Here is a 26615-nt window from a genome sequence, read left to right as displayed (position 1 = left end):
TTCATGAGCGCCGCCACCATCGTCGAGCACGGTACCGAGAAGAAGACCCTGCGTGAGGGTGCGTTCGGGAACGCCACCGCGCTGGCCTGCCGCGAGTGCGGCCACCAGCTCGAGCTGGGCCCCTTCTACGCCTGTCCGGAGTGCTTCGGACCGCTGGAGATCGTCTACCAGTTCCCGCAGGTCACCCGCGAGCAGATCGAGGCCGGCCCGAAGAACATCTGGCGCTACAAGGCGCTGCTGCCCGTGCCGGACGACATCGAGCAGAGCCCCAACATGGAGCCCGGCTTCACCCGGCTGCTGAAGGCCCACAACCTCGGCCGCGAGCTCGGCATCGACAACCTGTGGGTCAAGGACGACAGCACCAACCCGACGAACTCCTTCAAGGACCGCGTCGTGGCCTGTGCGCTGAGCGCCGCCCGCGAGCTGGACGCCAAGGTGTTCGCCTGCCCGAGCACCGGCAACCTGGCCAACGCGGTCGCCGCCGCTGGCGCCCGCGCCGGGATGAAGACCGTGGTCTTCATCCCCAGCAACCTGGAGAAGCCCAAGCAGGTCAACTCCGCCATCTACACCGAGAACCTCGTCGCGGTGAACGGCAACTACGACGACGTCAACAAGCTCGCCTCGGAGATCGCGGGCGAGGAGGAGGGCTGGGCGTTCGTCAACGTCAACGTCCGCCCGTACTACGCCGAGGGCTCCAAGACCCTGGGCTACGAGATCGCCGAGCAGCTCGGCTGGCGGCTGCCCGACCAGATCGTCATCCCGGTCGCGTCCGGCTCGCAGCTGACTAAGGTGCACAAGGCGTTCCAGGAGCTGATCAAGCTCGGCCTGGTCGAGGACAAGCCGTACAAGGTGTACGGCGCGCAGGCCACCGGCTGCTCCCCGGTCTCGGTCGCCTACAAGGCCGGCGTCGACGCGATCCGCCCGGTCAAGCCCGACACCATCGCCAAGAGCCTGGCCATCGGCAACCCCGCCGACGGCATCTACGTCCTCGACATCTGCCGGGAGACCGGCGGCGCGGTCGAGGACATCAGCGACGAGGAGGTCCGCGCGGCGATCGTGCTGCTGGCCCGCACCGAGGGCATCTTCACCGAGACCGCCGGTGGCACCACGGTCGGCGTACTGAAGAAGCTCGTCGAGTCCGGCCAGCTGGACACCTCGCTGGAGACCGTCGTCATCAACACCGGCCACGGCCTGAAGACGCTCGACGCGGTCTCCGACATCGTCGGTCCGGTCGCGACGATCGACCCGTCGTACGCCGCCTTCGTCGCCACCGGCCTGGCCTGAGTCTCGACCAGCTCGATCACCGGGTCTCGATACACCCGTCGCTCGTCCCTCACGACGGGCACTCGACCACCGAGAGAACGAGGAACCCCCTTGAGCGTCTCCGTCCGCATCCCCACCATCCTGCGCACCTACACCGGGGGCGAGTCCGAGGTCAGCGCGAGCGGCGCGACCCTGGGCGAGGTCCTGGAGGACCTGGACGCGCGCTACAGCGGGATCCGGGCCCGGATCCTCGACGACTCCGGCGAGCTGCGCCGGTTCGTGAACGTCTACGTCGGCAATGAGGACGTGCGGTTCCTCGACAGCCTCGCCACGCCCACGCCCGACGGCACCCAGATCTCGGTCATCCCGGCGGTCGCGGGCGGCTGAGCTCGGTCGGCCCCGGCTGAGCCGCCAGCCGCAGCAGGTACGCCGCGATCCCGGCCGTGCCCTGCATCCAGCCCACCCCGGGCGGAAGCAGGGGCTCGGGGGAGCGGTGCTCGACGAACCGCCAGTAGGCGCGCCCACCGTCGACGACCGCCCGGTCCACCAGCGCGTCGCCGAGGCGTACGGCGAAGTCCCGGTCGCCCGCATCCAGGAACACCTCGCCGACCCCGGTGGTGCCGCAACAACGGCCGTCGTTGTCCCAGAAGCCGGGGCGCAGCCGGTCCGGGACGCCCGAGCCGCGAACGGCCCGGAGGCAGTCCGCACGCCATGCGTCCGGCAGCTGCCCGGCGACGGACGCCACTCCGGCGCGGTCCAGGGCGGCGAAGAGCAGGGAGGTCCCGGTCGGACCGTGGCACCAGCCCCACTTGAGCGGCTCGCCGTCGTGCGCGTCGGCGGGGTCGAGCCCCGGAGACGCCACCAGGTGCGGGATCGCCAGCCCGTCGACCGAGCGATCCCGGATCGCGACGAGGTGCTCCGCTCCGCGGCACGCGAGGTCCACCAGGTCGGGCCGGCCCAGGAACGACCCGGCCGATGCCAGGGCCAGGGCGGCGCCGGCGGTCCCGTGCGAGAGGTTCGGCATCTCGGCCCGCCGAGGTAGCAGCCGCAGCTCGTCGGCCACCATCAGCCACGCAAGGCCGTCGGGCCGGGGCTGCGCCTGGGCCGCCAGCAGCTCCGCGGCCCTGGTCGCCAGCGCGACGTCCCCGCCGGCCACGGCAGCGTCCAGCACTCCCGCGGTCCCCAGGGTCAGGTCGAGGAACGGCGTGCCTGGCGCGACCGTCGGCGCCGCGGTGCTCAGCTGCGGCCACCCGGCGTCGGTCCCGATCGCGTGCAGCCGGTCGAGCGCCGGCTGCGGGGACCGACCCAGCGCGAGCAGGGCGTGCACGTCCCCGGCCAGCCCGTCGAAGTACGTCGCGTCGCCCGCCGTTGCCGCCCGCGCGACCAGCTGGTCGCCGATCGCCGCCGCCAGCCGCGCCTCCTCCTCGGTCCAGTCCCGGGTCGTCGCCACGACACCAAGGGCGAGCGCCAGCCCGCCCGTCCCGCTGTGCGTCCCGAACCGGTACGCCGCCTCGGGCGGCCCGCCGTCGCCGTACTCGGGGATCCAGGGTCCGCCGTCGTCGTACCGCACCTGGTCGAGCACCCAGCGCCAGCCGGCCTCGCCGGTGACGCGGCAGCGGTCGGCGCTGCTCACTGCACCCAGCGTGGGATGACGATGAGCGCTCCGACCGGCAGGGTGGTGCCCCACTCGGCATCGACCTGCAGCGTCCCGCCACGCGGGGCGGGTCGCACCTGCCAGTGCAGACCGTGCGCGCCGTATCCGCCGGACCAGCCCATCGGCTGGCTCACGCCCGCGAGCCGGAACATGGGGTCGCTGCGACCGTCGTCCACGTCGGTGAAGACCACGCCGTACCGCGCACCCTTCGGGACTCCGCGCAGCCGGAGCGTGGCGCCCGGATCGAGGCTCGTGGCCCGGCGATCGGGGAAGGCGGTATCGCGCTCGACGTGCATGGGCCCGGCGCGCCGGACCCGCGAGTCATCGCGTCCGCGCACGACGCACGCGGGACTCGACCAGGCGCTGGTCTGGCCGTAGGAGTGCTGGCGGACCCTCACGCAGAGCGCCTGACCGCCGCGGATGCCCATCCGCCGTCGCTCCACGGTCGATCCGGTCCACCGCGAGCGCCACGCGGGCGGCTTCGCGGCGAGCATGCTGGCGCGCCGGACCTGCACGTCGTACGTCCGGTCCTCGGGCCCGGCAGACCAGGTGGATGGCCAGCCTGCCGAGATCACGAAGGTCACGCGCGAGCGCGCCGTCACCGTGAACTCGATGAGGTCGGTGGCACCGACGTACGGCGCCCAGCCGGGAGCGCGGCGGTCGGCGACGGGCGCCTGGGCGAGTGCCCCGGGAGCAGGGAAGGCCATCACGAAGGCGACCAACAGCAGGACGAGACGACGCACGCGAACTCCTTGTGAGGGGAGCCGCACGATGTCACAGCGCCGCCCGCCGTGTCCGCAGGTGCGCCGACTCGGCCTCGTTGCCGCACAGCGCCAGAGCGGCGTCGAAGGCCCGCAGCGCGTCGTCGCGGCGGCCGATCCGGGCCAACAGCTCGGCACAGACGGCCGGCAGTCGGTGCCCGCCGAGGGCGACGCCGTCCAGGGCGGCCAGGCCGGCGTCCGGCCCGTCCCGTTCGGCGACGGCGACGGCCCGGTTGAGCCGGACCACGGGCGAGTCGCCGAGGGCCAGCAGCTCGTCGTACCGCGCCACGATTCGGTCCCACGCGGTCGCCGCGGGCGTCGGTGCGACGGCGTGCTCGGCGGCCACCAGCGCCTGCAGGAGGTACGGCGCGGGCGGCGCGCCCACCAGCGGGCGGAGCAGGTCCAGCGCCTCCAGCGCCTCCGCGTGGTGCCACCGGGAGCGGTCCTGGTCGGGGAGCAGCACCAGCCGCCCGTCGACGACCCGGGCGTCGCGCCGGGAGTGCTGCAGCAGCATCAGGGCGAGCAGTGCGTCGAGCTCCGGCCAGGAGGAGCCGGCGGGCAGCAGCGACCGCAGCACCCGCACCAGCCGGATGGCCTCCGCCGCCACGTCGGCGCGGAGCACGTCGGCGCCCGACCCGGGGGCGTAGCCGCTGGTGAAGGCCAGGTAGGACACGTCCGCGACCACGCCGACCCGCTCGGTCAGCTCGGCCCCGGCCGGGACGACGAACCGCGCGTCCGCCAGCTTCCGGCGCGCCCGGGTGAGTCGCGCGGCCATGGTCGACGTCGGCACCAGGAACAGTCGGGCGACGTCCTCGGTCGGCACGCCGAGCACCAGGCGCAGGGTCAGCGCCGCGGCGGCCTCGCGGGACAGGCGCGGGTGGGCACAGAGCAGGACCAGTCGCAGCCGTTCGTCGGTGACGGCCTCCCCGGCGTCGACCAGCACCCGTTGCGCGTGCTCCTGCACCGACGCCTCGACCGCCAGCAGCGGCATCTTCCGGGCCGCCACCGCCTCCGCGCGCAGCCGGTCGAGCACCCGTCGCCGGGCCGCGGTCAGCAGCCAGGCCGCCGGGTTGTCGGGTGTGGAGGCCGGGGTCCAGGTCCGCGCCGCCGCCTCGAACGCGTCACCGAGCGCGTCCTCGGCGAGGTCCAGGCGGCGGTACTGCGCGACGAGCAGGGCCAGCAGCCGGCCCCACTCCTCACGCAGCAGCGACCCCGGGTCGGATCCCGGGTCCGCCACCCCGTCAGCCATCGGTCGTGGGACGCACCTCGACCGAGAACGACTCGGGCAGCAGTCGGGCGAGCTCCAGCGTGGTCCCGAGGTCGGGGAGGTCGACGATCCACAGCCCACCCACCTGCTCGGCGGTCTCGGCGTACGGCCCGGCGGTGACGGCGCGGTCCGGGCCCGGCCGCAGGGTGACGGCCTCGGACGGCGCGGCCAGCCCCTCGCCGCTCACCACCGTGCCGCGCTCGGACACGGCCGCGGAGAACGCCGCGAACGCCGCGAAGACCGCCGCCCGCTCGGCGTCGCCGATCCGGTGCCACTTCTCGTAGTGGTCCTCCTCGGCCATCAGCAGCACGAACCTCATGGGGCGTCCCCGCTGTGGTCGACGGTCGCCCGCACCTCGACGCCCTCCTCGACCGACGCCAGCACGGCGCAGATCTCGAGCAGGTCGTCGAGGTCGTCGCTCTCGACGAGGTAGAAGCCGGAGAGCTGCTCCACCGCCTCGGCGTACGGCCCGTCGGTGACGGCGTGGCCGCCGTCGGGGGTACGACGGACCACCTTCGCGGTCCGGGAGTGGGTGAGTTCGGAGCCGCCGGTGATCCGGTGGCCGCGCTTCTCGAGGAGCAGGGAGAACTCCTCGTGCCGCGCGTAGGTGGCGGCCCGTTCCTCCGGGGTGGCGCTCTCCCAGGTGCTCTCGTCGCCGGGCAGCAGCACGACGTACTCGGTCATGGCGGGTCCTCTCCTCGACTGGAGGTGATGGTGAGTGTGTCACCGTGGTGACGGCCCAGGTCGACCCGAATCGACACCTCCCCGCAGGAATCCGTTCAGGTGGGCGTGATTGGACCTTCCCATGACCACCTCCCGCGCCGCCCGCGTCACCGTCACCGCCTCCGGGGGCGTCGCCCTGCTCGGCCTCGGCTTCGTCGTCGGCTCGCGCCAGCTGCTGCGCGCCCAGGCGGCGAAGGCGCGCGCGATCATCGGCAAGCCGCACGGCGATCACGCCCTCGACGCCGACCGGACCTGGCGGAAGAGGTACGGCGACCCCGTCGACCTGCTGCTCGTGGGTGACTCCATCGCCGCGGGCCTCGGTGCGGAGCGGCCCAAGGAGACCCTCGGCGGCCGACTGGCCCGGCAGCTCGCGAAGCGGACCCAGCGGTCGGTCCGGCTGCGGACGGTCGCGGTCGTCGGTGCGGAGACCTCGGCGATCGCCGGACAGCTCGACCGGCTGCCCGCGTCGTACGCCGCCGACGTCGCGGTGATCGTCGTCGGCGGCAACGACGTCACCCACCGGGTGCCGGTCGCCGACTCGGTGCGCGACCTGGAGGCCGCGATCGCCCGGCTGCGGGCGCGGGGCACGGCGGTCGTGGTCGGCACCTGCCCCGACCTCGGCGCGCTCAGACCGGTCCCGCAGCCGCTGCGGGCCCTCGGCTCGCGGGCCTCGCGACAGCTGGCCACCGCCCAGCGCGCGGGCGCGCTCCGAGCCGGGGCGCACGTGGTCTCGCTGGCGCACGTTGTCGGGCCGTTCTTCATCACCAACCCCGACGAGATGTTCAGCCTGGACCGGTTCCACCCCAGCTCGCTGGGCTACCAGCGGACCGCGCGGGCGATGCTGCCGTCGGTGCTGGCCGCGCTCGGGGTGCACGACCGGGTGCCGTTCGGCCACAGCCTCCCGGACGGTGCCAGTGAGAGGGGCGAGGTGCCGGGCGATGAAACCCGGGTTTCACCGAGGGTGCCGTAGCGTCCCCACCCGTGCCCGACGTGCTGCTGACCACCTTCTCCGCGATGCCCCACGGCGAGCCCGGCCACGCCGTGCTGGACCTGGAGCTCGCCCGCCGCGGCATCTCCAGTCGCTGGGTCCGCTGGGACGACGCCGACGTCGACTGGTCGGACGCCGGGGTGGTCGCGGCCCGCGCGACCTGGGACTACGAGGGCCGGCTGGCGGAGTTCCTGGAGTGGGCCGAGTCGGTCGAGGCGGCCGGCCCGGTGCTGCTCAACGGCTCTGCGGTCTTCCGCTGGAACACCGACAAGCGCTACCTCGTCGAGCTCGCCGAGTGCGGCGTACCCGTCGTCCCGAGCGTGCTGGTCGACGGTCGCGACGACGTGCGGGCGGTCGTGGCGCGGTTCGGCCGCGCGGTCGTGAAGCCGCGGGTCGCCGCCGGCGGCCGCGGCCTGCTCGTCGTCGCCGATGCCGACGCCTGGGAGCCGACCTCGCCCGGTGGTCCCTGGCTCGGCCAGCCGGTCGTCGAGTCGGTGCACAGCGAGGGCGAGCACTCGGTCTTCGTCCTCGACGGCCGCGCGGTCAGCCAGGTGCGCAAGGTCGCCGCCGTCGGCGACGTCCGCGTGCACGAGGAGTACGGCGGCAGCTCGATGATCGCCGACCTCGACCCGGTCGCGGCGGAGGTCGCCGTCGCCACCGTGCGGGCGGTCGAGGAGCTGCTCGGCACCGACCTGTCGTACGGCCGCGTCGACCTGATGCGGTACGACGGCCGCCTCGTCGTCAGCGAGGTCGAGATCACCGAACCGGGGCTCTACCTCGACGTGATCCCGGGCAACGCCGTGCCTTTCGCGGACGCGGTGCAGGCTCGCCTCTGAGCCTCGGGCGCCCGGAGTTTCTTGCACTCGCAGGGGTCGAGTGCTAAACATTGGGTTGGCACTCTTACCATGAGAGTGACAAACCGGATCGGTGCCAGTTGAGGTCCATGCGTCGGCGAGAAAGGGTTCGCCGGGTCGCAGGATCGTCCGTCGCGGGCAACCCACCGGACCGGATCCACAACTCTAAGCGTGAGGAATCGCAGGAGTTATGCCCAAGCTGATTGCTTTCAACGAGGAAGCCCGACGCGGCCTCGAGCGTGGCATGAACACGCTCGCCGACGCCGTCAAGGTCACCCTCGGTCCCAAGGGTCGCAACGTCGTCCTGGAGAAGAAGTGGGGCGCCCCCACGATCACCAACGACGGTGTGAGCATCGCCAAGGAGATCGAGCTCGAGGACCCGTACGAGAAGATCGGTGCCGAGCTCGTCAAGGAGGTCGCCAAGAAGACCGACGACGTCGCGGGCGACGGCACCACCACCGCCACCGTGCTGGCTCAGGCGATGGTCCGCGAGGGCCTGCGCAACGTTGCCGCCGGCGCGAACCCGATGGGTCTCAAGCGCGGCATCGAGGCCGCCGTCACCGCCGTCTCCGAGCAGCTGCTCGGCATGGCCAAGGACGTCGAGACCCGCGAGCAGATCGCCGCCACCGCCACCATCTCCGCCGGTGGCGACACCACCGTCGGTGACGCCATCGCCGAGGCGATGGACAAGGTCGGCAAGGAAGGCGTCATCACCGTCGAGGAGTCGAACACCTTCGGCATCGACCTCGAGCTCACCGAGGGCATGCGGTTCGACAAGGGCTACATCTCGGCCTACTTCGTGACCGACCCGGAGCGCATGGAGACGGTCCTGGAGGACCCCTACATCCTCCTGGCCAACTCGAAGGTCTCGAATGTCAAGGACCTGCTGCCGCTGCTCGAGAAGGTCATGCAGTCCGGCAAGCCGCTGCTGATCATCGCCGAGGACGTCGACGGCGAGGCTCTGTCCACGCTGGTCGTCAACAAGATCCGTGGCACGTTCAAGTCCGTCGCCGTCAAGGCCCCGGGCTTCGGCGACCGCCGCAAGGCCATGCTGCAGGACATCGCGATCCTGTCCGGCGGCCAGGTCATCTCGGAGGAGGTCGGCCTCAAGCTCGAGACGACCGGCATCGAGCTGCTCGGCCAGGCCCGCAAGGTCGTCATCACCAAGGACGAGACCACCATCGTCGAGGGTGCCGGCGACGCGGCCCAGATCGAGGGTCGGGTCAACCAGATCCGCGCCGAGATCGAGAAGTCGGACTCCGACTACGACCGCGAGAAGCTCCAGGAGCGCCTCGCCAAGCTGGCCGGCGGCGTGGCCGTCATCAAGGTCGGCGCGGCCACCGAGGTGGAGCTCAAGGAGCGCAAGCACCGCATCGAGGACGCCGTTCGCAACGCGAAGGCGGCCGTCGAGGAGGGCATCGTCGCCGGCGGCGGCGTGGCCCTGGTGCAGGCTGCGGCCACCGCGTTCGACAAGCTGGACCTGGTGGGCGACGAGGCCACCGGTGCCAACATCGTCCGCGTGGCCACCTCGGCCCCGCTGAAGCAGATCGCGATCAACGCCGGCCTCGAGGGCGGCGTCGTGGCTGAGAAGGTCTCCGGCCTCCCCGCCGGTCAGGGCCTCAACGCCGCGACCGGCGAGTACGTCGACATGATCGCCGAGGGCATCATCGACCCGGCGAAGGTCACCCGCTCGGCGCTGCAGAACGCCGCGTCGATCGCCGCGCTGTTCCTCACCACCGAGGTCGTCGTGGCCGACAAGCCGGAGAAGGCGGCGCCCATGGGCGGCGACCCGACCGGCGGCATGGGCGGCATGGACTTCTGATCGACAGCTGCCGCGGCGAAGTCGCGGGCAGCGTGGTCGATCAGGTCGAGTAGCGCCGGCACGGACCGAGCGAAGCGAGGGACGCGCGGCGCGTATCGAGACCGAGATCCAGCTCACGCAAGCGCAGCAGCACCGCACCAACCGAGGAGGCCTCGGACCCGCGAGGGTCCGGGGCCTTCCGGCATTTGAGAGGCTGGGCAGGCTCCCGGCTGGACGGGACCGCCCGCGGGTACTCGGAACATCTCGTGGCGGGCGAGGCGAAAGGGTGGACGTGGACGACCAGGAGCGCCGACGGCACTTCGAGGAGCTGGCGCGCGAGCTGACCGAGCCGCTGCGCCGGTTCGTGGTGCGGCGCACCGACCCCGCGACCGCCGACGACGTCCTCGCCGACACCCTGCTGGTGTGCTGGCGGCGCATCGACCAGATCCCCGCCGACCCGCTCCCGTGGGCGTACGGCGTCGCGCGCAACTGTCTGGCCAACGCCGAGCGGGGCCATCGGCGGCAGCGACGGCTGGCCGCCAGGATCGCGAGCACCACGCCGCCCGACGTCGTACCCGACCCGGCCGAGGTGCCCGGCGACGATGCGGTGATCGCCGCCCTGGCCGAGCTCCGTCCCGCGGAGGCCGAGCTGCTGCGGCTGTGGGCCTGGGAGGAGCTCACGCCCGGCGAGATCGCGGTCGTGCTCGGCATCACCCCGAACGCCGCCAGCATCCGGCTGCACCGGGCCCGGCAGAATCTCGCCGATCGCCTCAGGAAGGACGAGCGAAAGATCGACCGGACTGCCGGACATGAGGAGTCGAGAGAGGGGAGAAGGCCATGACCGACTCGCACGACATCGATCGGGACGACGCCCTGCGCGCACGACTGCGTGCCGTCGACCCGGCTGCCTCCCTCGGCCCGGCCGACCCCGACGGGGTGGCCCGACTCCTGGAGGACATCATGAGCCACGACACCGACACCCTGGTCCCCGAGCGCCGGACCGGCACACACGGCCGCAACCCGCTCACCTGGCTCGTCGCGGCGGCCGCCGCGCTGGTCATCGCGGGAGTGGGGATCTTCACGCTGACCGGGACCGACGACGACAGCACCGCGCCGCCGATCGCCGAGGGCGGCACGGGCGCGGACGGGAGTGACCCCGTCGTGATCAGCCTGCGGGCGCCCGCCGGGTCCACCGGCCGGTGCATGGTGCCGTCGGCGGAGGTGCTGTCCCAGCAGCAGCTGGCGTTCGCGGGCACGGTCGAGTCGATCGCCGACGGCACCGTGGTGCTGACCCCGACCACGTTCTACGCCGGCGACGAGGCCGATCAGGTCGAGGTCGACGCGCCGGCGGAGCAGCTGACGAACCTGATCGGCGCGGTCGACTTCCAGGTCGGCGGGACCTACCTGGTCTCCGCGACCGACGGCCAGGTCACCGTCTGCGGGTTCAGCGGACCGGCGACCCCGGAGCTGGAGAAGCTGTACGCCGACGCCTTCGGCGGATGAGCGTGCACGGGCTCCTGCTCGCCGCGGGAGCCGGCTCCCGGATGGGCCTGCCGAAGGCGCTGGTCGTCGACGGAGCGGGTGAGCCCTGGCTCGCCCGCTCCGTCGACGTGCTTCACGACGGCGGCTGCGAGCAGGTGACAGTCGTGCTGGGAGCCGCCGTCGAGGAGGCCGTGCTGCTGCTCGACGGCCGCGGCGCCGACGTCGTGGTCGCGCACGACTGGGCATCGGGGATGTCGGCCTCCCTGCGGGCGGGCCTGGCGTCGCTCGGAGAGGTCGACGCGGCCCTGGTGCACCTGGTCGACCTGCCCGACGTCACTGCCCAGGTCGTCGCCCGGGTGCTCGCGTCCGGCACCGGGCCGGGCTCGCTGGCGCGGGCGGCGTACGACGGACTCCCCGGGCACCCGGTGCTGCTCGGGCGCGAGCACTGGGACGAGGCGGCCGGGACGGCCGCCGGCGACCAGGGCGCGCGCGACTACCTGCACGCTCACGACGTACTGCTCGTCGAGTGCGGCGACCTGGCCCGAGGGCAGGACGTGGACCGCCCCCTGTGAGACGTGGGGTCACTCGGGGCGGCGGATCCGCACCGGACCGCGGGCGGTCGCCACGTCCACGACCGCGCCGCCCTGGGTGACCTCGACCAGACCGGCGGTCGCGAGCCGGGCCGCGGCGTCGCGGACCGGCTGCATGAGCGGTCGCCAGTCGTCGGGAGCGGCCGCCCGGGCGGCGTCGGAGGGACAGATCGTGGCGCCCGGGGCACGCTGGTCGAGCAGGTCCAGGATGGTCTGCTCCAACGGGTCGGCCACGAATCCGATGATGCCAACCCGGGGCCAACGGGCCGGTCAGTAGCCTGGATCACATGGAGGCCCTGGGCAGCGCCGCGGAGGTGGCCGAGCGACTGGGCGCGACCGGTTACCTGTGCGACGACGCGCTGGCCACGGTGGCGTTCCTGGCGCTGCGGATGGAGCGCCCGCTGCTGCTCGAGGGCGAGCCCGGCACCGGCAAGACCGCGCTGGCCGAGGCGCTGGCCGAGACGCTCGGCGTCCCGCTGGTGCGGCTGCAGTGCTACGAGGGCATCGACGCCACCCAGGCGCTCTACGACTGGGACTTCCCGCGGCAGATCCTGCACCTGCGCGCGCTCGAGGCGGCCGGAGGCGCGGAGCTGGAGGAGGCCGAGAAGAGCCTGTACGACGAGCGCTTCCTGCTCGCGCGCCCGGTGCTGGCCGCGCTGCAGCAGGCGCCGGCGGTGCTGCTGGTCGACGAGGTCGACCGGGCCGACGACGAGTTCGAGGCGTTCCTGCTGGAGGTGCTCTCGACCTACCAGGTGACGATCCCCGAGCTCGGGACCGTCCGGGCCGCGACCCCGCCGTACGTCGTGCTGACCAGCAACCGCACCCGCGAGCTGCACGACGCGCTGAAGCGGCGCTGCCTCTACCACTGGATCGACCACCCGGGCCTGGCCCGCGAGGTCGAGATCGTCCGCTCCCGGGCGCCCGAGGTCTCAGCGACCCTGGCGGCCCAGGTGGTGGGCGTCGTGCAGCAGCTCCGGGCCGGCGGCGACCTGCTCAAGCCGCCCGGGGTCGCCGAGACCCTCGACTGGGCGCGGGCGCTGCACCACCTCGGCACCGTCGACCTGGACCTGGAGACCGCGGCCCGGACCCTGGGGGCGCTGGTGAAGTACCGCGAGGACGCCGACCGGGTCCGCACCGCCCTCGATCGGATGCTCACCCCATGAGCCGACCCGTCACTGGCTCGGCGGATTCTGCGGCGTGTCGCGGCAGGATCGACGGGTCGACCCACGAGGCCGACGAGGTGCTGCTCGGGTTCGCCCGGGCGCTGCGGGCCGCCGGGGTGCCGGTGACCCAGGACCGGGCCCAGGGGTTCCTCGAGGCAGCGGCGCTGGTCGGGCTCGGCGACCCGGGCGCCACGTACGTCGCCGGGCGGGCCACGCTCTGCGGCAGCCCGGACGACCTGGCCCGCTACGACCAGGTCTTCGAGGCCTGGTTCGGCTCCCGCGACGGGCTCCCGCTACCGCGGCCCCCGCAGCCGGTCGCGCCGAGCTTCACCGATCTGCCCGAGACCGACGGCGACGATGACGGCGAGGGCGAGACCGACCCCGAGGTCGTCCGCGCCCGGGCCAGCGAGCTGGAGGTGCTCCGGCACCGCGACGTCGCCACCCTCTCGCCGGCCGAGCGGCAGCGGCTGGCCGCCCTGTTCGGCACGCTCCGGCCGCGGGTTCCGCTGCGTCGTACCGCTCGGCACCGGGCGTGGCACCGCGGCGACGTCGACGCCTCCCGCACCCTGCGCGCCAGCCTGCGGCGGATGGGCGAGCCGGCCGAGATCGCCTGGCGCCGCCGTGGCCGCAAGCCGCGCCGGGTGGTGCTGCTGGTCGACGTCTCCGGCTCGATGAGCGGGTACGCCGACGCGCTGCTGCGGCTCGCGCACCGCTTCACCCAGGCCGCGCCCGGATCGGTCGAGACGTTCACGCTCGGCACCCGGCTGACCCACGTCACCCGCGCGCTGCGGCTGCGCGACCCCGAGCGGGCGCTCGTCGCCGCGGGGCGGACGGTGCCGGACTGGTCCGGCGGCACCCGGCTGGGGGAGACGCTGCACTCCTTCGTGGACCGATGGGGCCGGCGCGGCACCGCTCGCGGCGCGGTCGTGGTGATCTTCAGCGACGGCTGGGAGCGCGGCGGCACCACCGAGCTCGCCGCCCAGGTCGCGGGGCTGCGCCGGATCGCGCACCGGGTGGTCTGGGTCAACCCGCACCGCGGCAAGGCCGGCTACGAGCCGGTCCAGCAGGGCATCGTCGCGGTGCTGCCGCACGTCGACGACTTCGTCGCGGGCCACTCGCTGGCGACGTACGCCGAGCTGGTGGAGGTGGTCGCCCGTGCGTGACGTGCTGCCCGAGCTGCTGGCCTGGTGGGAGGCCGGCGAGACGGTGGGGGTGGCGACCGTGGTCGCGACCTTCCGGTCCGCGCCGCGCCCGGCCGGTGCCTCGATGCTGGTCGGCCCCGACGACTCGGCCGTCGGGTCGGTCTCCGGGGGGTGCGTCGAGGGGGCGGTCTACGAGCTCGCCGGCGAGGTGGTGGCCTCCGGTGCGCCCGCCCTGGAGCGGTACGGCGTCTCCGACGACGACGCGTTCGCCGTCGGCCTGACCTGCGGCGGGATCCTCGACGTGTACGTCGAGCGGGTCTCGCGCGAGACCTTCCCCGAGCTGGGCGAGATCGCCGCCGACGTCGCGGCCGGTCGGCCGGTCGCGCTCGCCACCGTGGTCGAGCACCCCGACCCGGAGTGGGTGGGGCGGCGGCTCGTCGTACGACCGGACGGCGCGCTGGTCCCCGACCTTGCACGTGGTGGCCGTTCGGATCGGGGGACCCGAACGTCGGGGACCATCGGGTCGGCGCGGGCCGACGACGCCGTCCGGGACGACGCCCTGGGGCTGCTCGCGTCGGGGACGAACGCCACCCTGACCTACGGACCCGACGGGGAGCGCCGGGGCGAGGGCCTGCGGGTGTTCGTGTGGGCCTTCGCGCCGCACCCGCGGCTGCTGGTCTTCGGGGCGATCGACTTCGCGGCGGCGATGGCGCGGGTGGGGAGCTTCCTCGGCTACCGGGTGACCGTGTGCGACGCGCGGCCGGTGTTCGCGACCGCGAGCCGCTTCCCCGACGCCGACGAGGTGGTCGTCGACTGGCCGCACCGCTACCTCGCCGCGCAGGCGGAGGCCGGGGCGGTCGACCCGCGCACGGTGATCACCGTGCTCACCCACGACCCGAAGTTCGACGTACCCCTGCTGGAGGTGGCGCTGCGGCTGCCGGAGGTGGCCTACGTCGGCGCGATGGGCTCGCGCCGCACCCACGACGACCGGATGGCGCGGCTGAAGGAGGCCGGGCTGACCGACGACGAGCTGGCGCGGCTCTCGAGCCCGATCGGCCTGGACCTCGGCGCCCGGACCCCGGAGGAGACCGCGATCAGCATCGCCGCCGAGATCATCGCCGGCCGCTGGGGCGGCACCGGCGAGCGGCTCGGCCACACCCACGGACGGATCCACCGGGAGGGTCCGCTCGCATGAGCCGGAGAGGGAGGGGTACGACGCTCGCCGCGCTGCTCCTGCTCGTCCCGCTGGTGGCCTGCAGCGCTGACGACGAGCCGGGCACGAAACCCGACCCCTCCGCGAGCGGCAGCCCCTCCGAGGAGGTCACCCCCGCTCCGATCCCCACGCCCACCGAGCAGGTCGAGACCCTGCCGCCGGTCACCGACGAGACGTCGCTGCCGCAGCTGATGCGCGAGGAGTTCCGCGGCAGCCGGATCCGGTTCACGGCCCTCGAAGGCGAGACGGCGTCGTACACCCGGCACCGGGTGCTCTACCGCAGCGGCGACGTCCGGGTCTCGGGGGTGCTGCTGCGGCCGAAGGGGAGGGGGCCGTTCCCGGGGATCGTGCTCAACCACGGCTACATCGACCCGGCGATCTACGCACCGGGCCAGGGCCTGGCGCGTGAGCAGACTGGCTGGCGAACGCCGGCTTCGTCGTCCTGCACACCGACTACCGCGGCCACGCCGACTCCGACCCGGCCACGCCGCTGCAGCGCGAGAGCCGGCTCGGCTACGCCCGCGACGCGCTCAACGCCGTCGCGTCGCTGAAGCGGGAGCCGTACGTCGATCCCGACAAGCTGGCCATGCTCGGCCGCTCGATGGGCGGCGGGATCACCCTCAACGCCCTGGTCGCGCAGCCCGGGATCGTCGACGCCGCGGTCGTGTACGCCGGCGTGAGCTCGCGCTACCTCGACAACCTGCGGCACTTCACGGCGCGCAGCCGGCCGGAGGCGGTCGACGCGCTCTTCGACCGGTTCGGCACCCCGCAGGAGCGGCCGGACTTCTACCGGGGTCTGTCCTCGCGGACCTACTTCGACCGGATCACCGAGCCGGTGCTGATGCACCACGGCACCGACGACGAGCAGTGCCCGTTCCCGTGGGCGCAGACCACCCACCGGCTGCTCACCGAGGCCGGGGTCGCGAGCCGGCTGGAGGTCTACCCGGGGGAGCGCCACTCGTTCACCCCGCAGTGGCATACCTCCATCGAGGAGACGGTGCGGTTCCTGCGCCGCCGTCTCGGCGTCTGAGGGTCGGCGTTTGCCCGGCGCCGTCCCGGGCAGGTTCCAGACGTTCGCAAACAGCAGGACGGGCCCGCGGGGAGCCCGATCACGGAGAGCAGGCGATGACCGACATCCAGATGTCCGACGAGGTCGCGGCGCAGATCAAGGACCGGTTCAACAATCTGAGCAACGAGTTCGCCAACGGGAAGGTGTCGATCTCCTCCGAGGCCGGGCGGATCAGCTCCGGGTGCGGAGAGTTCTCCGGCACCGTGGACGGCGGGGTCGCGATCTTCGAGCTCGGCTGGCGGGACGTGATGGACGCCGGCACCACCGCGGCGGGCCTGATCGCGGGCAACACCAACGCACTGCACGTCGACCTGACCGCCATGGACCAGGACCTCTCCTGGTCGATCTCGCTCTGAGGACCCCGATGGCCGACGACCACTTCACCCTCGACATCCAGCCCGCCGTTCTCCGCGGCGTCCAGAACCGACTCGGCACCCTGGCCGACCACCTCCAGACCAAGGGGGCGACGGTCGAGGGCACTCCCGGTGACATCGGCAGCCAGTGGACCGGCACCGCCGCCGACACGATCAAGACCGAGATGTCGGGCCTCGGCGGGCTGATGAAGGGGTTCTCGACCAAGGTCGAGGCCATCTCCGCCGCCGTCGGCAGCCTGGCGAAGGACTACGAGGACGCGCTCGAGCAGCTCCCCAGCCTCAACCAGCGCTACCTGCAGGCCCAGACCGACTACGACACGGCGATGGCTCAGGCCGACAACGCCCACGCGACCCGCCGCAGTGACGCGACCGAGGGTGACGAGCCGCTCACCGACGACCAGAGCGAGCAGCTCGCGAACCAGCGGCAGGGTGACTACGACGCGGCCTTCGAGGCCCGCCGTCAGACCTGGCACGAGCTGGAGACGAGCTTCGGCTACCTCAAGCAGTGGCTGGGCTACCAGACCCGAGCCCTCGCCACGACCCTGGAGGAGCAGAGCCCGGTCGAGGTCCCGCCGAGCGCGCTCGAGGACCTGGAGAAGGGCAAGCTCCCGGTCCACCCCTTCGACCACTCCGAGCTGCTCGCCGGCATGACCCTGGTGCGTCAGTACGAGAACGCCGACATCGCGGCGACCGAGGAGGAGGCCCAGGACGACGTCGAGGAGCTCCAGGAGCTGCTGGAGGACGTCGACCTCTCCGACAGCGACGCCGTGCGCGACGCCCTCGCCGCGCTGGAGGGCAAGGCCGACGACCCCGTCTACGCGGCGGCCTTCGCGAAGGCGGGCGGCCCCGAGCTGGTCAACCGCGTCTACGACGTCGCCCAGTACTACATCACCACCGGGGAGAGTGAGGAGGACGACTGGACCGACGCGCTCCAGAGCTTCAACGACGTCATCGCCTCGGGCCTCGGCGAGTACTCCGACGTCGACCTGGTCGAGTTCACCCGCCGGTTCAGCAACCCCGAGACCGCGTCCCGGCTGGCCGCGATCACCGGCTCCGAGTACGCCGACGACCGCCTTCCGGGGATCGCCCTCGCGCTCAGCTGGTACATGCGCTACGACGTCCCGATCGACAACGACGGCGCCATCGACATCGGCCGTCACATGCAGGAGCAGGCCTACCCCGACGGCTACGAGGCGATGCTGCAGTCGTTCACCGACAGCACCGACCCGGAGACCCTCGCCCGGGTGCTCAACAACGCCAGCGAGGACGACCGCGAGGCGCTGCTCGCCGAGCTGGCCGACCTGCATGCCAACGACCACCGCGCGATCCTCGACCCCGACGGCTACCAGGTCCGCATGGACATGCTGAAGAACCTGCTGGAGAGCTCGCGCGACCAGAACTTCCCGGGGACGTTCGAGGACGTGCTGCAGACCATCCAGGACCACCAGGACGACATCGACCTGAGCCAGTACGACCTGGACCTGCAGGAGTTCTTCACCGACCCCGACACCATCGACTACCTCGCCCAGTCCAGCAGCGAGGTCGACCAGGAGCTCATCGCCGAGATGTTCAAGGACCATCTCGGCGACGAGGACGTGCAGAAGATGCTGGAGGAGCTCATCGCCCGCAACGGCGACGCCGGCGTGCTCGACGAGGCCACCGCCCGCAACGTCGGCTACCTGCTCGGCCTGGCCGAGTCCGCCGAGATGGACCTCAACGTCGGCGAGGCCATGCAGCCGATGATCGACAAGGCGGTCGAGTCCCTGCTGGCGGTGACGGGCAAGGCCGCCGGTCCGGCCGGGGTCGCCATCGACATCCTGAAGGCGTTCAACGAGCAGTACGCCGACGCCGCCGAGAACCGCGCCAACTTCGGCGAGGACTGGGGCGAGAACCAGGTGCACGAGAACCTCGCCTGGATCATCTACCTCCAGAACCACGGCGCCCCCGACTCCTACCAGGAGTGGCTGGCCGACGCCGACGCCCAGCAGTCGGTCTCCGACAGCGACCCGCTCAGCGCCGCCAGCCAGTACCTCAACTGGCTGGAGGACCCCGCGAACAACGACCAGGCGACGGCGGAGGAGATCCGGCGGATCCAGGAGATCATCAACCAGACCCGCGACATCGCATGAGGTCGATCCGCCTCGTCCCCGTCGCGCTGCTGCTCGTCCTCGCCACCGCGTGCTCCGGTCTCGAGGACCTGCCCGAGGACGAGACGTTCACCGCCTGCCTGGAGGCGGCCGGGGTCGACGCGGGGTCGGCGGACGACGAGGAGGGTCGACGCGAGGCGTTCGCCGACCCGGCGGCCCTGGACTGCGTGGCCGCCCTCGACGATCCCGAGGACCGCCGGGCGGTGCTGGGCGGGGTGTTCACCGACGAGCAGCTGTGGCCGGTCCTGCAGGACTGGGTCGCCACCCGCACCGAGGCCGCCGACGCGATCGCCCGCGAGAGCGGCGAGCTGCTCGATGCGGTCGACGGCACCGACCACGACGACGAGACAGGTGCGGGCTGGGCCAAGGAGCAGGTGCACGAGAACCTGGCCCTCGTCGTCTACGAGCAGGCCAACGGCGTGCCGGCGTCGTACCAGACCTGGCTCGACGACCCCGACGCGCAGCAGTCGGTCTCCCAGAGCGACCCGTTGAGCGCTGGCAGCCAGTACCTCAACTGGCTGGAGGACCCGGCCAACGGCGATCAGCAGACCGCTCAGGACATCCGGCGCCTCCAGGACACGATCCGCGAGACCCGGGAGGGCTGAGTCGCCGGGCCGCTCCGGTGACGCCCGTCACACCCCCGGCTACAGTGCCGGTAGACCGGACCCGGGGGAGACGCGATGGCCGCCAGCGAGCTACGCAGCAGGCGGTACGACGCCGTCCGGGCCTGGAGCGCGTTCGTCGAGCACGGCGATGACGCCGAGCCGCTCGTGCGGCCCGAGATCCTGAGCAGCTGGACCCGCTCGGAGGCCACCGTCTCGCCCGACGTCACGGAGGCGCCGCTCGCCGACGAGTCCGAGACGGAGTCGATCTGGCGCGGCTCGCCCCTGCAGGTCGCGGTGGAGAGCGTCGAGGCGGAGCTGCGGCGTACCGCCGAGGACGGCGACCTCGTCGTCGCCGTCACCGACCCGCAGACCCGGATCCTGTGGACGTACGGCGGCCGCGTCATGCGGCGCAAGGCCGAGACGGTCAACTTCGTGCCCGGCGGGCGCTGGGACGACCAGTCGGTCGGCACCAACGCGCTCGACCTCGCGACCCGGCTCGACGCGCCGTCGATGGTCTTCAGCGCCGAGCACTACGCCTCGATCGTGCACAACTGGGTCTGCTGGGCCGCGCCCGTGCACGATCCGGTGACCGGCGTCGAGCTCGGCGTCCTCGACCTGTCGACCACCTGGGACCGCACCCACCCGATCGGGCTCGCGACGGCTCGGGTGATGGCGCGGCTGATCGAGTCGGCGCTGCCGCCCTCCGCGAGCGGCGGCGGCCCCGACGAGACCCACGACCCCGGCCTGGTGATGACCCTGCTCGGCACCGCCGAGACCCGACTCGACGGTCTCCGGCTACTGCTCAACCGGCGCCAGACCGAGATCCTCGCCCTGCTCGCGATGCACCCCGAGGGGCTCTCGCTGGAGCAGCTGCACGCGTCCGTGTACGGTGACCAGCAGGTCACCTTCTCCACGCTCAAGGCCGAAGTCTCCCACCTGCGCTCGGCGCTGGGCGGCCAGCTCTCCTCGCGCCCCTACCGGCTGCTGATGCCGGTCGCGACCGACGTCGACCACGTGCTCGGGCTGCTGCGGCGGGGGCACGTCGCGGCCGCCGTCGAGGCGTACGGCGGCGACCTGCTGCCCGGCACCAACAGTCCGGCGCTCGGCGAGCTCGCCGAGTACGTCGCGGTCGCGGTCCGCGAGGCGCTGCTCGCCGACCCGCAGCCCGACGCGGTGGTCCGCTACAGCGAGCTCGCGCCGTACGACGCCGAGGTGCTGGAGGTCTGCCTGGCCCGGCTGACCGGGGGCTCGGGGGGCCGCGCGCACCCCGCCGTACCTCTGTTGAAGGGGCGGCTGGCCGTCGCGCGGCGCTGACCAACGGGCTGCCAACCATCGCTCCCTAGCGTGACCCGCATCACAGGTCCCGCACCGACAAGGGAGAGTCCATGACCCGGATCAACCTCACCGTCGACGGCGAGCAGGTCGCCGACGACGTCGAACCGCGGATGCTGCTGGTGCAGTACCTCCGCGAGCGACTCGGCAAGACCGGCACGGTGATCGGCTGCGACACCAGCAACTGCGGCGCGTGCACGGTGCATCTCGACGGCACCAGCGTGAAGTCGTGCAACGTGCTCGCGGTCCAGGTCGACGGGGCCGAGGTGACCACCGTCGAGGGGCTCGCCAAGGACGGCGAGCTGCACCCGGTGCAGGAGGCGTTCCGCGAGTGCCACGGGCTGCAGTGCGGCTTCTGCACCCCGGGGATGATCATGCAGAGCATCGACCTGCTGAAGGAGAACCCGCAGCCCTCCGAGGAGGAGATCCGGCTCGGGCTCGAGGGCAACCTGTGTCGCTGCACCGGCTACCACAACATCGTGAGGGCGGTCCAGCACGCGGCGGGGACGGTGCCGGCATGACCGCGGTCCAGGACGCGCCGGCCGCCGAGACCCGCAAGGAGATCGGCCGCGACCGGCGGCGCAAGGAGGACCAGCGGCTGATCACCGGCCGGACCCGCTGGACCGACAACATCGTGCTGCCCGGGATGCTGCACCTGGCGATGGTCCGCAGCCCGTTCGCGCACGCGACCATCACCAGCATCGACACGAACGCCGCGAAGGCGGCCACCAACGTCGTCGACGTGGTCACCGGCGAGGAGCTCGGCGACTTCCAGGGCGTGCTGATCAACGCCTGGCCGATCACGCCCGAGCAGAAGGCACCGACCCACCTCCCGGTCGCGACCGGCCGGGTGGCGTTCGCCGGCGAGATCGTGGCGGTGGTGGCCGCCCGCACGGCGGCCGAGGCGCGCGACGCCGCCGAGCTCGTCGACGTCGAGTACGACGTACTGCCGCCCGCGCTCGACCTGAGGGAGTCCGCGGCGGACACCGTGCTGGCCCATCCCGACCTCGGCACCAACAAGTCGGCACTGTGGATCTTCGACTCGAACGAGGCGGGCACCGGCGGCGACGTCGAGGCCGCGATCGCCGAGGCCCGGTCCGACGGGATCGTGATCGAGCGGGAGTACCGCCAGCAGCGGCTGATCCCCGCCTTCATGGAGCCCCGCTCGACCGTGGTCGACCCGACCGGCGAGCAGCTCACGGTCTGGTCGGCGACCCAGATCCCGCACATCCTGCGCTTCGCGCTGGCCGCCACGACCGGCATCCCGGAGTCCAAGCTGCGGGTGATCGCGCCCGACGTCGGCGGTGGCTTCGGCGGCAAGCTGCAGACCACCCCGGAGGAGTGGATCACCGTGGCGCTGGCCCGCCGGACGGGCCGGCCGGTGAAGTACACCGAGACCCGCAGCGAGTCGCTGATGAGCGCCCACCACGGCCGCGACCAGTGGCAGCGGCTCACCCTGGCCGCCGACCGGCAGGGCAACGTCAAGGCGCTCAAGGTCGACCTGCTGGCCGATCTCGGCGCGTACGTCTCGCTCGTCGGCGGCGGCGTACCGGTCCTCGGGGCGTTCATGTACAACGCGATCTACAAGTTCCCGGCGTACCGGTTCGCCGTCCAGACCGTGCTCACCAACAAGACCTGGACCGACGCCTACCGTGGCGCGGGACGCCCCGAGGCGACGTTCGCGATCGAGCGGCTGATGGACGAGCTGGCCGCCGAGGTCGGGGTGGACCCCCTGGCGATCCGCGAGCAGAACTGGATCAAGCACGAGGAGTTCCCGTTCACGACGGTCGCCGGGCTGGAGTACGACTCCGGCAACTACGAGGCGGCGACCGCGCGGGCCAAGGAGATGTTCGGGTACGACGAGCTGCGCGCGGAGCAGCGCCGCCGGCGCGAGTCCGGCGACCCGGTCCAGCTCGGCATCGGCGTCTCGACGTTCACCGAGATGTGCGGCCTGGCGCCCTCGCGGGTCCTCGGCTCCCTGGACTACGGCGCGGGCGGCTGGGAGCACGCGAGCGTGCGGATGCTGGCCACCGGCAAGGTCGAGGTCGTCACCGGCACCAGCGCCCACGGTCAGGGCCACGAGACGGCGTTCAGCCAGATCGTCGCCGACCGGCTCGGCGTGCCCTTCGAGGACGTCGAGGTGCTGCACGGCGACACCCAGGTGGCGCACAAGGGCCTGGACACCTACGGCTCCCGGTCGCTGGTCGTCGGCGGCGAGGCGCTGGTCAAGGCGACAGACAAGGTGGTCGAGAAGGCCAAGGTCGTCGCCGCGCACATGCTCGAGGCGTCGGCCGACGACCTGGAGTTCGGGGACGGCCGGTTCTCGGTACGCGGCACCGACCAGGGGGTGGCGATCCAGGAGATCGCCTCCGCGGTCTTCGCCGCGCACGACCTGCCGGACGGGATGGAGCCGTCGCTCGACAGCGACGCGACCTTCGACCCGGTGAACTTCAACTACCCGCACGGCACCCACCTGTGCGCGATGGAGGTCGACACCGAGACGGGTGCGCTGAAGATGCGCAAGTACGTCTGCTGCGACGACATCGGCAACGTCATCAACCCGCTCATCGTCGCCGGCCAGGTGCACGGCGGACTGGTGCAGGGCATCGCCCAGGCGCTGTGGGAGGAGGCGGTGTACGACGACTCCGGCACCCTGGTCAGCGGGTCGTTCGTGGACTACCTGCTGCCCACCGCCGCCGACACGATCAGCTTCGACGTCGACCACACGACCACCCCGTCGCTGACCAACACCCTCGGCACCAAGGGCGTCGGCGAGGCCGGGACCATCGCGTCCACGCCGGCCGTCGTCAACGCGGTCGTCGACGCGGTGCGTCACCTCGGGGTCAGCGACATCCAGATGCCCTGCACGCCCGAGCGGGTGTGGAAGGCGATCAACGGCGACGGTGCCTCGGGTGGTCCTGCGACGGAGGAAGCGGCGATGCCGCACTTCGAAGCCGGTGGTGCCGCCGGCAACCAGGAGCAACCCGGTCGGTCCTCTACGGAAGGAGCGGGCCAGTGATCTTCACCCCATCCGAATCCTCACTTCGTTCCGGTTCGAACGGGGGCCCCGAATGATCCCCGCACCGTTCGACTACCTCGCGCCCACCTCGGTCGAGGAGGCCCTGGCCGCGCTGTCCCAGCACGGCGACGACGCCAAGATCATCGCCGGTGGGCAGAGCCTGCTGCCGGTGCTGCGGATGCGCCTCAACGCGCCGGAGCTGGTCATCGACCTGGGCCGGATCCCGTCGCTGCGCGGCGTACGCGACGACGGCGACGCGATCGTGATCGGGGCGATGACCCCGCACTCCGTCGTCGGCTCCGACCCGCTCGTGGCCCAGCACGCGGGCCTGATCGCGGCGGCGGTGGAGCATCTCGCTGACGCGCAGGTCCGGCACCGGGGGACCTTCGGCGGGGCGCTCGCGCACGCCGACCCCGCCGGTGACCTCGGCGCCCCCGCGCTCGCGCTCGGGGCCGAGTTCGTGGTCGCCGGACCCGGTGGCACCCGGACCGTGGCCGCGGACGACTTCTTCGTCGGCCTCTTCGAGACCGCGATCGGCGACGACGAGATCCTCACCGAGGTGCGGCTGCCCAAGCGGACCGGCTGGGGGGCGCACTACGAGAAGTTCGTGCGGGTCGCCCACCAGTGGCCGATCGTGGCGGTCGCCGCGACGGTCCGGGTCGAGGACGGCCTGATCCTCGAGGCCCGGGTCGGGCTGACCAACATGGGCTCGACGCCGCTGCGCGCCCGGGCGGTCGAGGAGGCGCTGGCGGGCCAGTCGCTGTCCGAGGACGTCGTACGCGCCGCCGCGGAGCGGGCGACCGAGGGCACCGACCCGCCCTCCGACCTCAACGGCGCCGCGGACTACCGGCGGCACCTGGCCCGGGTGCTGACCCGGCGTGCGGTCCTCGCCGCGGCGGGCGCGTAGTGGACCTCCAGCACCGCTTCACCGTCCCCACCTCGGTAGAGGAGACCTGGGCGCACTTCAACGACATCGCGTCGGTGGCGGAGTGCTTCCCGGGCGCGACGGTCTCCTCGGTCGATGCCGACACCTTCGCCGGGTCGGTGAAGGTCAAGCTCGGCCCGATCGCGCTGGTCTACAACGGCTCGGGCCGCTTCGTCGAGAAGGACGAGGCGGCGCACCGGTTCGTGGTCGAGGCCAACGGCAAGGACAAGCGCGGCAACGGCACGGCCGGCGCCACGGTCACCCTCTCGATGGCGGTCGGCGCCGACGGCACCGAGGTGGAGGTGCTCACCGACCTGGCGATCACCGGCAAGCCGGCCCAGTTCGGGCGCGGGGTGATGCAGGACGTCTCCGACAAGCTGCTGGGGCAGTTCGTCGCCTGCCTCGAGCAGCGGCTCTCGGGTCCGCCGGCCGGTGCGGGCGGCGAGGCGGGCGGTGAGCAGGACACCGAATCCGCTTCGCCGACGGTGGACGGCTCACCGCCGGGCCGGCACGCCGGTGAGCAGTCCACCGAACCGGCTCCGGCGACGGTGGACGGCTCACCGCCGCCCGCTGCCGCCCCGCCGCCGCGACCGGCCCCGTCCCGGCCCCCGCCGGCGCGCGCGCAGGCCCCGGACTCGGTCGACCTGGGCGCGGCCGTCGTACCCGTGCTGGTGAAGGCGTACGGCAACGTCGTCGCCGCGGCGGTCGTCGGGCTGCTGCTGGGCTGGCTTATCGGGCGGCGCCGGGGATAGTCCGTCACACCAGAGGGGCGGATCGCCCCCGGGACCCCGCTCGTGTGACGGAGTACCCCGCCGCGCGCGTCAGTCGGTCAGCGTCGGTCGCGCTTGACCCGGCGGCGCACCTGGAGCAGCCGCAGCGAGGCGGCGAGGATGGCGATGAGCATCCCGGCGGCGGCAGCGATGAGCAGGGTCGCGGCGAGCGGCGCCGTACCCTCCCAGCCGAGGTAGGAGACCTCCACCGACTGGGTGTTCTGGACGATGAAGACGACGAGCAGGACCAGGACGACCGAGGCCACCACGACCGCGACCCAGGCGCCGCTGGTGCGGGACCCGCGCAGGGGATCCTTCGCGGGCGGCTCGTCATGGCGGGTCTCTGAGGCCGGTGCCTGCGGCTCGGGGGGTGCGGGATCGGTCGACTCGCTCATGCTCCCCGGTGCCCGCCGGCACCGGGGAGCACACGCTCAGCCGACGGCGGCGGAGAGACGCTCGAACTCCGCGTCGCTCAGCTCGAGGCCGGCGGCGGCGGTGTTGGACTCCAGGTGGGCGACCTTGGAGGTGCCGGGGATCGGCAGCATCACCGGAGAGCGCCGCAGCAGCCAGGCCAGGGCCAGCTGGGACGGCGTCGCGCCATGCTCGCGGGCGGCATCGGCGAGCGGTCCGTCGTCCTTCGACAGAGCCCCCGTCGCGAGCGGGAACCACGGGATGAACGCGATGCCCTCGGCCTCGCAGTGGTCGAGCAGTGCCTCGGCGGACCGGTTCGCGAGGTTGTAGAGGTTCTGCACCGACACGATCGGCGCGACCTCCTGGGCCGCCTGCAGCTGCGCCACGTCGACCTCGGAGAGGCCGAGGTGGCGGAGCTTGCCCTCCTCGCGCAGTGTCGCGAGCTCGCCGACCTGGTCGGCCAGCGGGACGGTCGGGTCGATCCGGTGCAGCTGGAACAGGTCGATCCGCTCCAGGCCGAGGCGGCGCAGGCTGGTCTCCACCTGCTGGCGCAGGTACTCCGGGCGGCCACAGGGGACCCAGACGTCCGGTCCGGTGCGCAGCAGCCCGGCCTTGGTGGCGACCACGACGTCGTCGGCGTACGGGTGCAGCGCCTCGCGGATCACCTCCTCGGAGTAGAACGGGCCGTAGGAGTCGGCGGTGTCGATGAAGGTGATGCCGAGCTCGACGGCCCGGCGTACGACGGCGACGGCCTCGGCGTGGTCGCGGGGCGGGCCCCAGACGCCGGGCCCGGTCAGCTGCATCGCGCCGTACCCGAGGCGTACGACGGGCAGGTCGCCGCCCAGGGTGAAGGTGCCGCTGGCGGCCGCGAGGTTGTCGGTGGGGGTGGTGGTCACCTGCCCAGCCAACTACGGCGGGCCAAACTCGCCGCCGCCCTCGCTGGTCGAGTAGCGAGCGCCAGGCCTCGTTGGTCGAATTGCGAGCCCAGGCTTCGTTGGTCGAGTAGCGAGCGCCAGCGAGCGTATCGAGACCCCGGTGCTCGGTCTCGATACACCGGTCGCG

Annotated in this window: 29 protein-coding genes; 21 read left to right on the top strand and 8 right to left on the bottom strand. The window is 72.7% G+C overall.

All coding sequences use genetic code 11. The features are described 5' to 3' along the window. The first annotated feature begins 3 nt into the window (after nucleotides 1-3). The gene (thrC, locus tag MUB56_RS00885) at nucleotides 4-1284 is read left to right on the top strand and encodes a threonine synthase (RefSeq protein ID WP_244930038.1); all 1281 of its coding nucleotides are present in this window, start codon (nucleotides 4-6) and stop codon (nucleotides 1282-1284) included. 90 nt (nucleotides 1285-1374) lie between these two features. Further along, nucleotides 1375-1650, top strand: coding sequence for a MoaD/ThiS family protein (locus tag MUB56_RS00880; RefSeq protein ID WP_244930037.1), 276 nt, complete (start codon nucleotides 1375-1377; stop codon nucleotides 1648-1650). Here the strand turns inward: MUB56_RS00880 and MUB56_RS00875 are convergent. The 5 genes from MUB56_RS00875 to MUB56_RS00855 are packed head-to-tail and all read right to left on the bottom strand — an operon-like array spanning nucleotide 1625 to nucleotide 5629. Beyond that, nucleotides 1625-2896 carry a lanthionine synthetase LanC family protein gene (locus tag MUB56_RS00875; protein ID WP_244930036.1) on the bottom strand — a complete coding sequence of 424 codons (1272 nt, stop codon included), beginning with the start codon at nucleotides 2894-2896 and terminating at the stop codon, nucleotides 1625-1627. The two genes, MUB56_RS00880 and MUB56_RS00875, sit on opposite strands and share 26 nt — an antisense overlap. After that, nucleotides 2893-3660, bottom strand: coding sequence for a hypothetical protein (locus MUB56_RS00870; RefSeq protein WP_244930035.1), 768 nt, complete (start codon nucleotides 3658-3660; stop codon nucleotides 2893-2895). Before MUB56_RS00870 ends, MUB56_RS00875 begins: the two co-directional genes overlap by 4 nt. Nucleotides 3661-3691: 31 nt before the next feature. Beyond that, complete coding sequence (locus MUB56_RS00865) at nucleotides 3692-4927, bottom strand: DUF6596 domain-containing protein (RefSeq protein ID WP_244930034.1); 1236 nt, start codon at nucleotides 4925-4927, stop codon at nucleotides 3692-3694. Continuing rightward, on the bottom strand, nucleotides 4920-5264 hold the full coding sequence (locus MUB56_RS00860; RefSeq protein ID WP_244930033.1) for a YciI family protein: 345 nt from the start codon (nucleotides 5262-5264) through the stop codon (nucleotides 4920-4922). The genes MUB56_RS00865 and MUB56_RS00860 overlap by 8 nt, the downstream gene beginning before the upstream one ends. Beyond that, complete coding sequence (locus tag MUB56_RS00855; RefSeq protein ID WP_244930032.1) at nucleotides 5261-5629, bottom strand: YciI family protein; 369 nt, start codon at nucleotides 5627-5629, stop codon at nucleotides 5261-5263. The genes MUB56_RS00860 and MUB56_RS00855 overlap by 4 nt, the downstream gene beginning before the upstream one ends. 121 nt (nucleotides 5630-5750) lie before the next feature. Here MUB56_RS00855 and MUB56_RS00850 point away from each other — a divergent pair, with 121 nt between their 5' ends. The 6 genes from MUB56_RS00850 to MUB56_RS00825 all read left to right on the top strand — a co-directional run bounded on the left by MUB56_RS00850 (nucleotide 5751) and on the right by MUB56_RS00825 (nucleotide 11365). Further along, complete coding sequence (locus tag MUB56_RS00850; protein ID WP_244930031.1) at nucleotides 5751-6638, top strand: SGNH/GDSL hydrolase family protein; 888 nt, start codon at nucleotides 5751-5753, stop codon at nucleotides 6636-6638. A gap of 11 nt (nucleotides 6639-6649) precedes the next feature. Further along, nucleotides 6650-7492 (top strand): hypothetical protein, encoded by an 843-nt coding sequence (locus MUB56_RS00845; protein WP_244930030.1) that lies wholly within the window; start codon nucleotides 6650-6652, stop codon nucleotides 7490-7492. A gap of 208 nt (nucleotides 7493-7700) precedes the next feature. Next, nucleotides 7701-9332, top strand: a complete 1632-nt coding sequence (gene groL / locus MUB56_RS00840; RefSeq protein WP_244930029.1) for a chaperonin GroEL — start codon at nucleotides 7701-7703, stop codon at nucleotides 9330-9332. Nucleotides 9333-9603: 271 nt separating this feature from the next. Next, nucleotides 9604-10152: a sigma-70 family RNA polymerase sigma factor gene (locus tag MUB56_RS00835; protein ID WP_244930028.1), complete on the top strand. Its 549-nt coding sequence runs from the start codon at nucleotides 9604-9606 to the stop codon at nucleotides 10150-10152. Next, nucleotides 10149-10814 carry a hypothetical protein gene (locus MUB56_RS00830; protein ID WP_244930027.1) on the top strand — a complete coding sequence of 222 codons (666 nt, stop codon included), beginning with the start codon at nucleotides 10149-10151 and terminating at the stop codon, nucleotides 10812-10814. Before MUB56_RS00835 ends, MUB56_RS00830 begins: the two co-directional genes overlap by 4 nt. Beyond that, nucleotides 10811-11365 carry a nucleotidyltransferase family protein gene (locus tag MUB56_RS00825; protein WP_244930026.1) on the top strand — a complete coding sequence of 185 codons (555 nt, stop codon included), beginning with the start codon at nucleotides 10811-10813 and terminating at the stop codon, nucleotides 11363-11365. Before MUB56_RS00830 ends, MUB56_RS00825 begins: the two co-directional genes overlap by 4 nt. 9 nt (nucleotides 11366-11374) lie before the next feature. On the opposite strand, the gene MUB56_RS00820 is transcribed toward MUB56_RS00825, so the two are convergent. Then, entirely contained in the window at nucleotides 11375-11617 is a 243-nt protein-coding gene (locus MUB56_RS00820; protein WP_244930025.1) for a DUF3253 domain-containing protein, read from the bottom strand. A gap of 53 nt (nucleotides 11618-11670) precedes the next feature. Between MUB56_RS00820 and MUB56_RS00815 the strand changes: the two genes are divergently transcribed. The 13 genes from MUB56_RS00815 to MUB56_RS00755 all read left to right on the top strand — a co-directional run bounded on the left by MUB56_RS00815 (nucleotide 11671) and on the right by MUB56_RS00755 (nucleotide 25124). Then, a complete protein-coding gene (locus MUB56_RS00815) occupies nucleotides 11671-12546 on the top strand; it encodes a MoxR family ATPase (RefSeq protein ID WP_244930024.1) in 876 nt (291 codons plus the stop codon). After that, nucleotides 12543-13709 (top strand): VWA domain-containing protein, encoded by a 1167-nt coding sequence (locus tag MUB56_RS00810; protein WP_244930023.1) that lies wholly within the window; start codon nucleotides 12543-12545, stop codon nucleotides 13707-13709. Before MUB56_RS00815 ends, MUB56_RS00810 begins: the two co-directional genes overlap by 4 nt. Further along, entirely contained in the window at nucleotides 13702-14883 is a 1182-nt protein-coding gene (locus tag MUB56_RS00805; RefSeq protein ID WP_244930022.1) for an XdhC/CoxI family protein, read from the top strand. Before MUB56_RS00810 ends, MUB56_RS00805 begins: the two co-directional genes overlap by 8 nt. After that, on the top strand, nucleotides 14880-15452 hold the full coding sequence (locus tag MUB56_RS00800) for a hypothetical protein (protein WP_244930021.1): 573 nt from the start codon (nucleotides 14880-14882) through the stop codon (nucleotides 15450-15452). Before MUB56_RS00805 ends, MUB56_RS00800 begins: the two co-directional genes overlap by 4 nt. After that, on the top strand, nucleotides 15344-15931 hold the full coding sequence (locus tag MUB56_RS00795) for a prolyl oligopeptidase family serine peptidase (RefSeq protein ID WP_244932478.1): 588 nt from the start codon (nucleotides 15344-15346) through the stop codon (nucleotides 15929-15931). Before MUB56_RS00800 ends, MUB56_RS00795 begins: the two co-directional genes overlap by 109 nt. Nucleotides 15932-16026: 95 nt before the next feature. Further along, the gene (locus MUB56_RS00790) at nucleotides 16027-16326 is read left to right on the top strand and encodes a hypothetical protein (RefSeq protein ID WP_244930020.1); all 300 of its coding nucleotides are present in this window, start codon (nucleotides 16027-16029) and stop codon (nucleotides 16324-16326) included. 8 nt (nucleotides 16327-16334) lie between these two features. Beyond that, nucleotides 16335-18473, top strand: coding sequence for a WXG100 family type VII secretion target (locus MUB56_RS00785; protein WP_244930019.1), 2139 nt, complete (start codon nucleotides 16335-16337; stop codon nucleotides 18471-18473). Further along, nucleotides 18470-19096 carry a hypothetical protein gene (locus MUB56_RS00780; protein WP_244930018.1) on the top strand — a complete coding sequence of 209 codons (627 nt, stop codon included), beginning with the start codon at nucleotides 18470-18472 and terminating at the stop codon, nucleotides 19094-19096. The genes MUB56_RS00785 and MUB56_RS00780 overlap by 4 nt, the downstream gene beginning before the upstream one ends. Nucleotides 19097-19171: 75 nt before the next feature. Continuing rightward, a complete protein-coding gene (locus MUB56_RS00775) occupies nucleotides 19172-20410 on the top strand; it encodes a transcriptional regulator (protein ID WP_244930017.1) in 1239 nt (412 codons plus the stop codon). Between the two features lie 71 nt (nucleotides 20411-20481). Next, on the top strand, nucleotides 20482-20949 hold the full coding sequence (locus tag MUB56_RS00770) for a (2Fe-2S)-binding protein (protein WP_244930016.1): 468 nt from the start codon (nucleotides 20482-20484) through the stop codon (nucleotides 20947-20949). Next, nucleotides 20946-23447, top strand: a complete 2502-nt coding sequence (locus tag MUB56_RS00765) for a xanthine dehydrogenase family protein molybdopterin-binding subunit (RefSeq protein WP_244930015.1) — start codon at nucleotides 20946-20948, stop codon at nucleotides 23445-23447. The genes MUB56_RS00770 and MUB56_RS00765 overlap by 4 nt, the downstream gene beginning before the upstream one ends. Before the next feature lie 52 nt (nucleotides 23448-23499). Beyond that, nucleotides 23500-24354, top strand: coding sequence for a xanthine dehydrogenase family protein subunit M (locus MUB56_RS00760; protein WP_244930014.1), 855 nt, complete (start codon nucleotides 23500-23502; stop codon nucleotides 24352-24354). Continuing rightward, on the top strand, nucleotides 24354-25124 hold the full coding sequence (locus MUB56_RS00755) for an SRPBCC family protein (protein WP_244930013.1): 771 nt from the start codon (nucleotides 24354-24356) through the stop codon (nucleotides 25122-25124). The genes MUB56_RS00760 and MUB56_RS00755 overlap by 1 nt, the downstream gene beginning before the upstream one ends. A gap of 77 nt (nucleotides 25125-25201) precedes the next feature. On the opposite strand, the gene MUB56_RS00750 is transcribed toward MUB56_RS00755, so the two are convergent. Together MUB56_RS00750 and MUB56_RS00745 are read right to left on the bottom strand one after the other, a co-directional pair. Beyond that, nucleotides 25202-25537: a lipopolysaccharide assembly protein LapA domain-containing protein gene (locus MUB56_RS00750; protein WP_244930012.1), complete on the bottom strand. Its 336-nt coding sequence runs from the start codon at nucleotides 25535-25537 to the stop codon at nucleotides 25202-25204. A gap of 36 nt (nucleotides 25538-25573) precedes the next feature. After that, nucleotides 25574-26449 carry an aldo/keto reductase gene (locus MUB56_RS00745; RefSeq protein WP_244930011.1) on the bottom strand — a complete coding sequence of 292 codons (876 nt, stop codon included), beginning with the start codon at nucleotides 26447-26449 and terminating at the stop codon, nucleotides 25574-25576. Nucleotides 26450-26615 lie beyond the last annotated feature (166 nt).

The organism is Nocardioides sp. W7, assembly GCF_022919075.1.
In the GTDB taxonomy this organism is placed as follows: Bacteria; Actinomycetota; Actinomycetes; order Propionibacteriales; family Nocardioidaceae; genus Nocardioides.
This window is presented reverse-complemented; position numbering and strand designations above follow the sequence as displayed.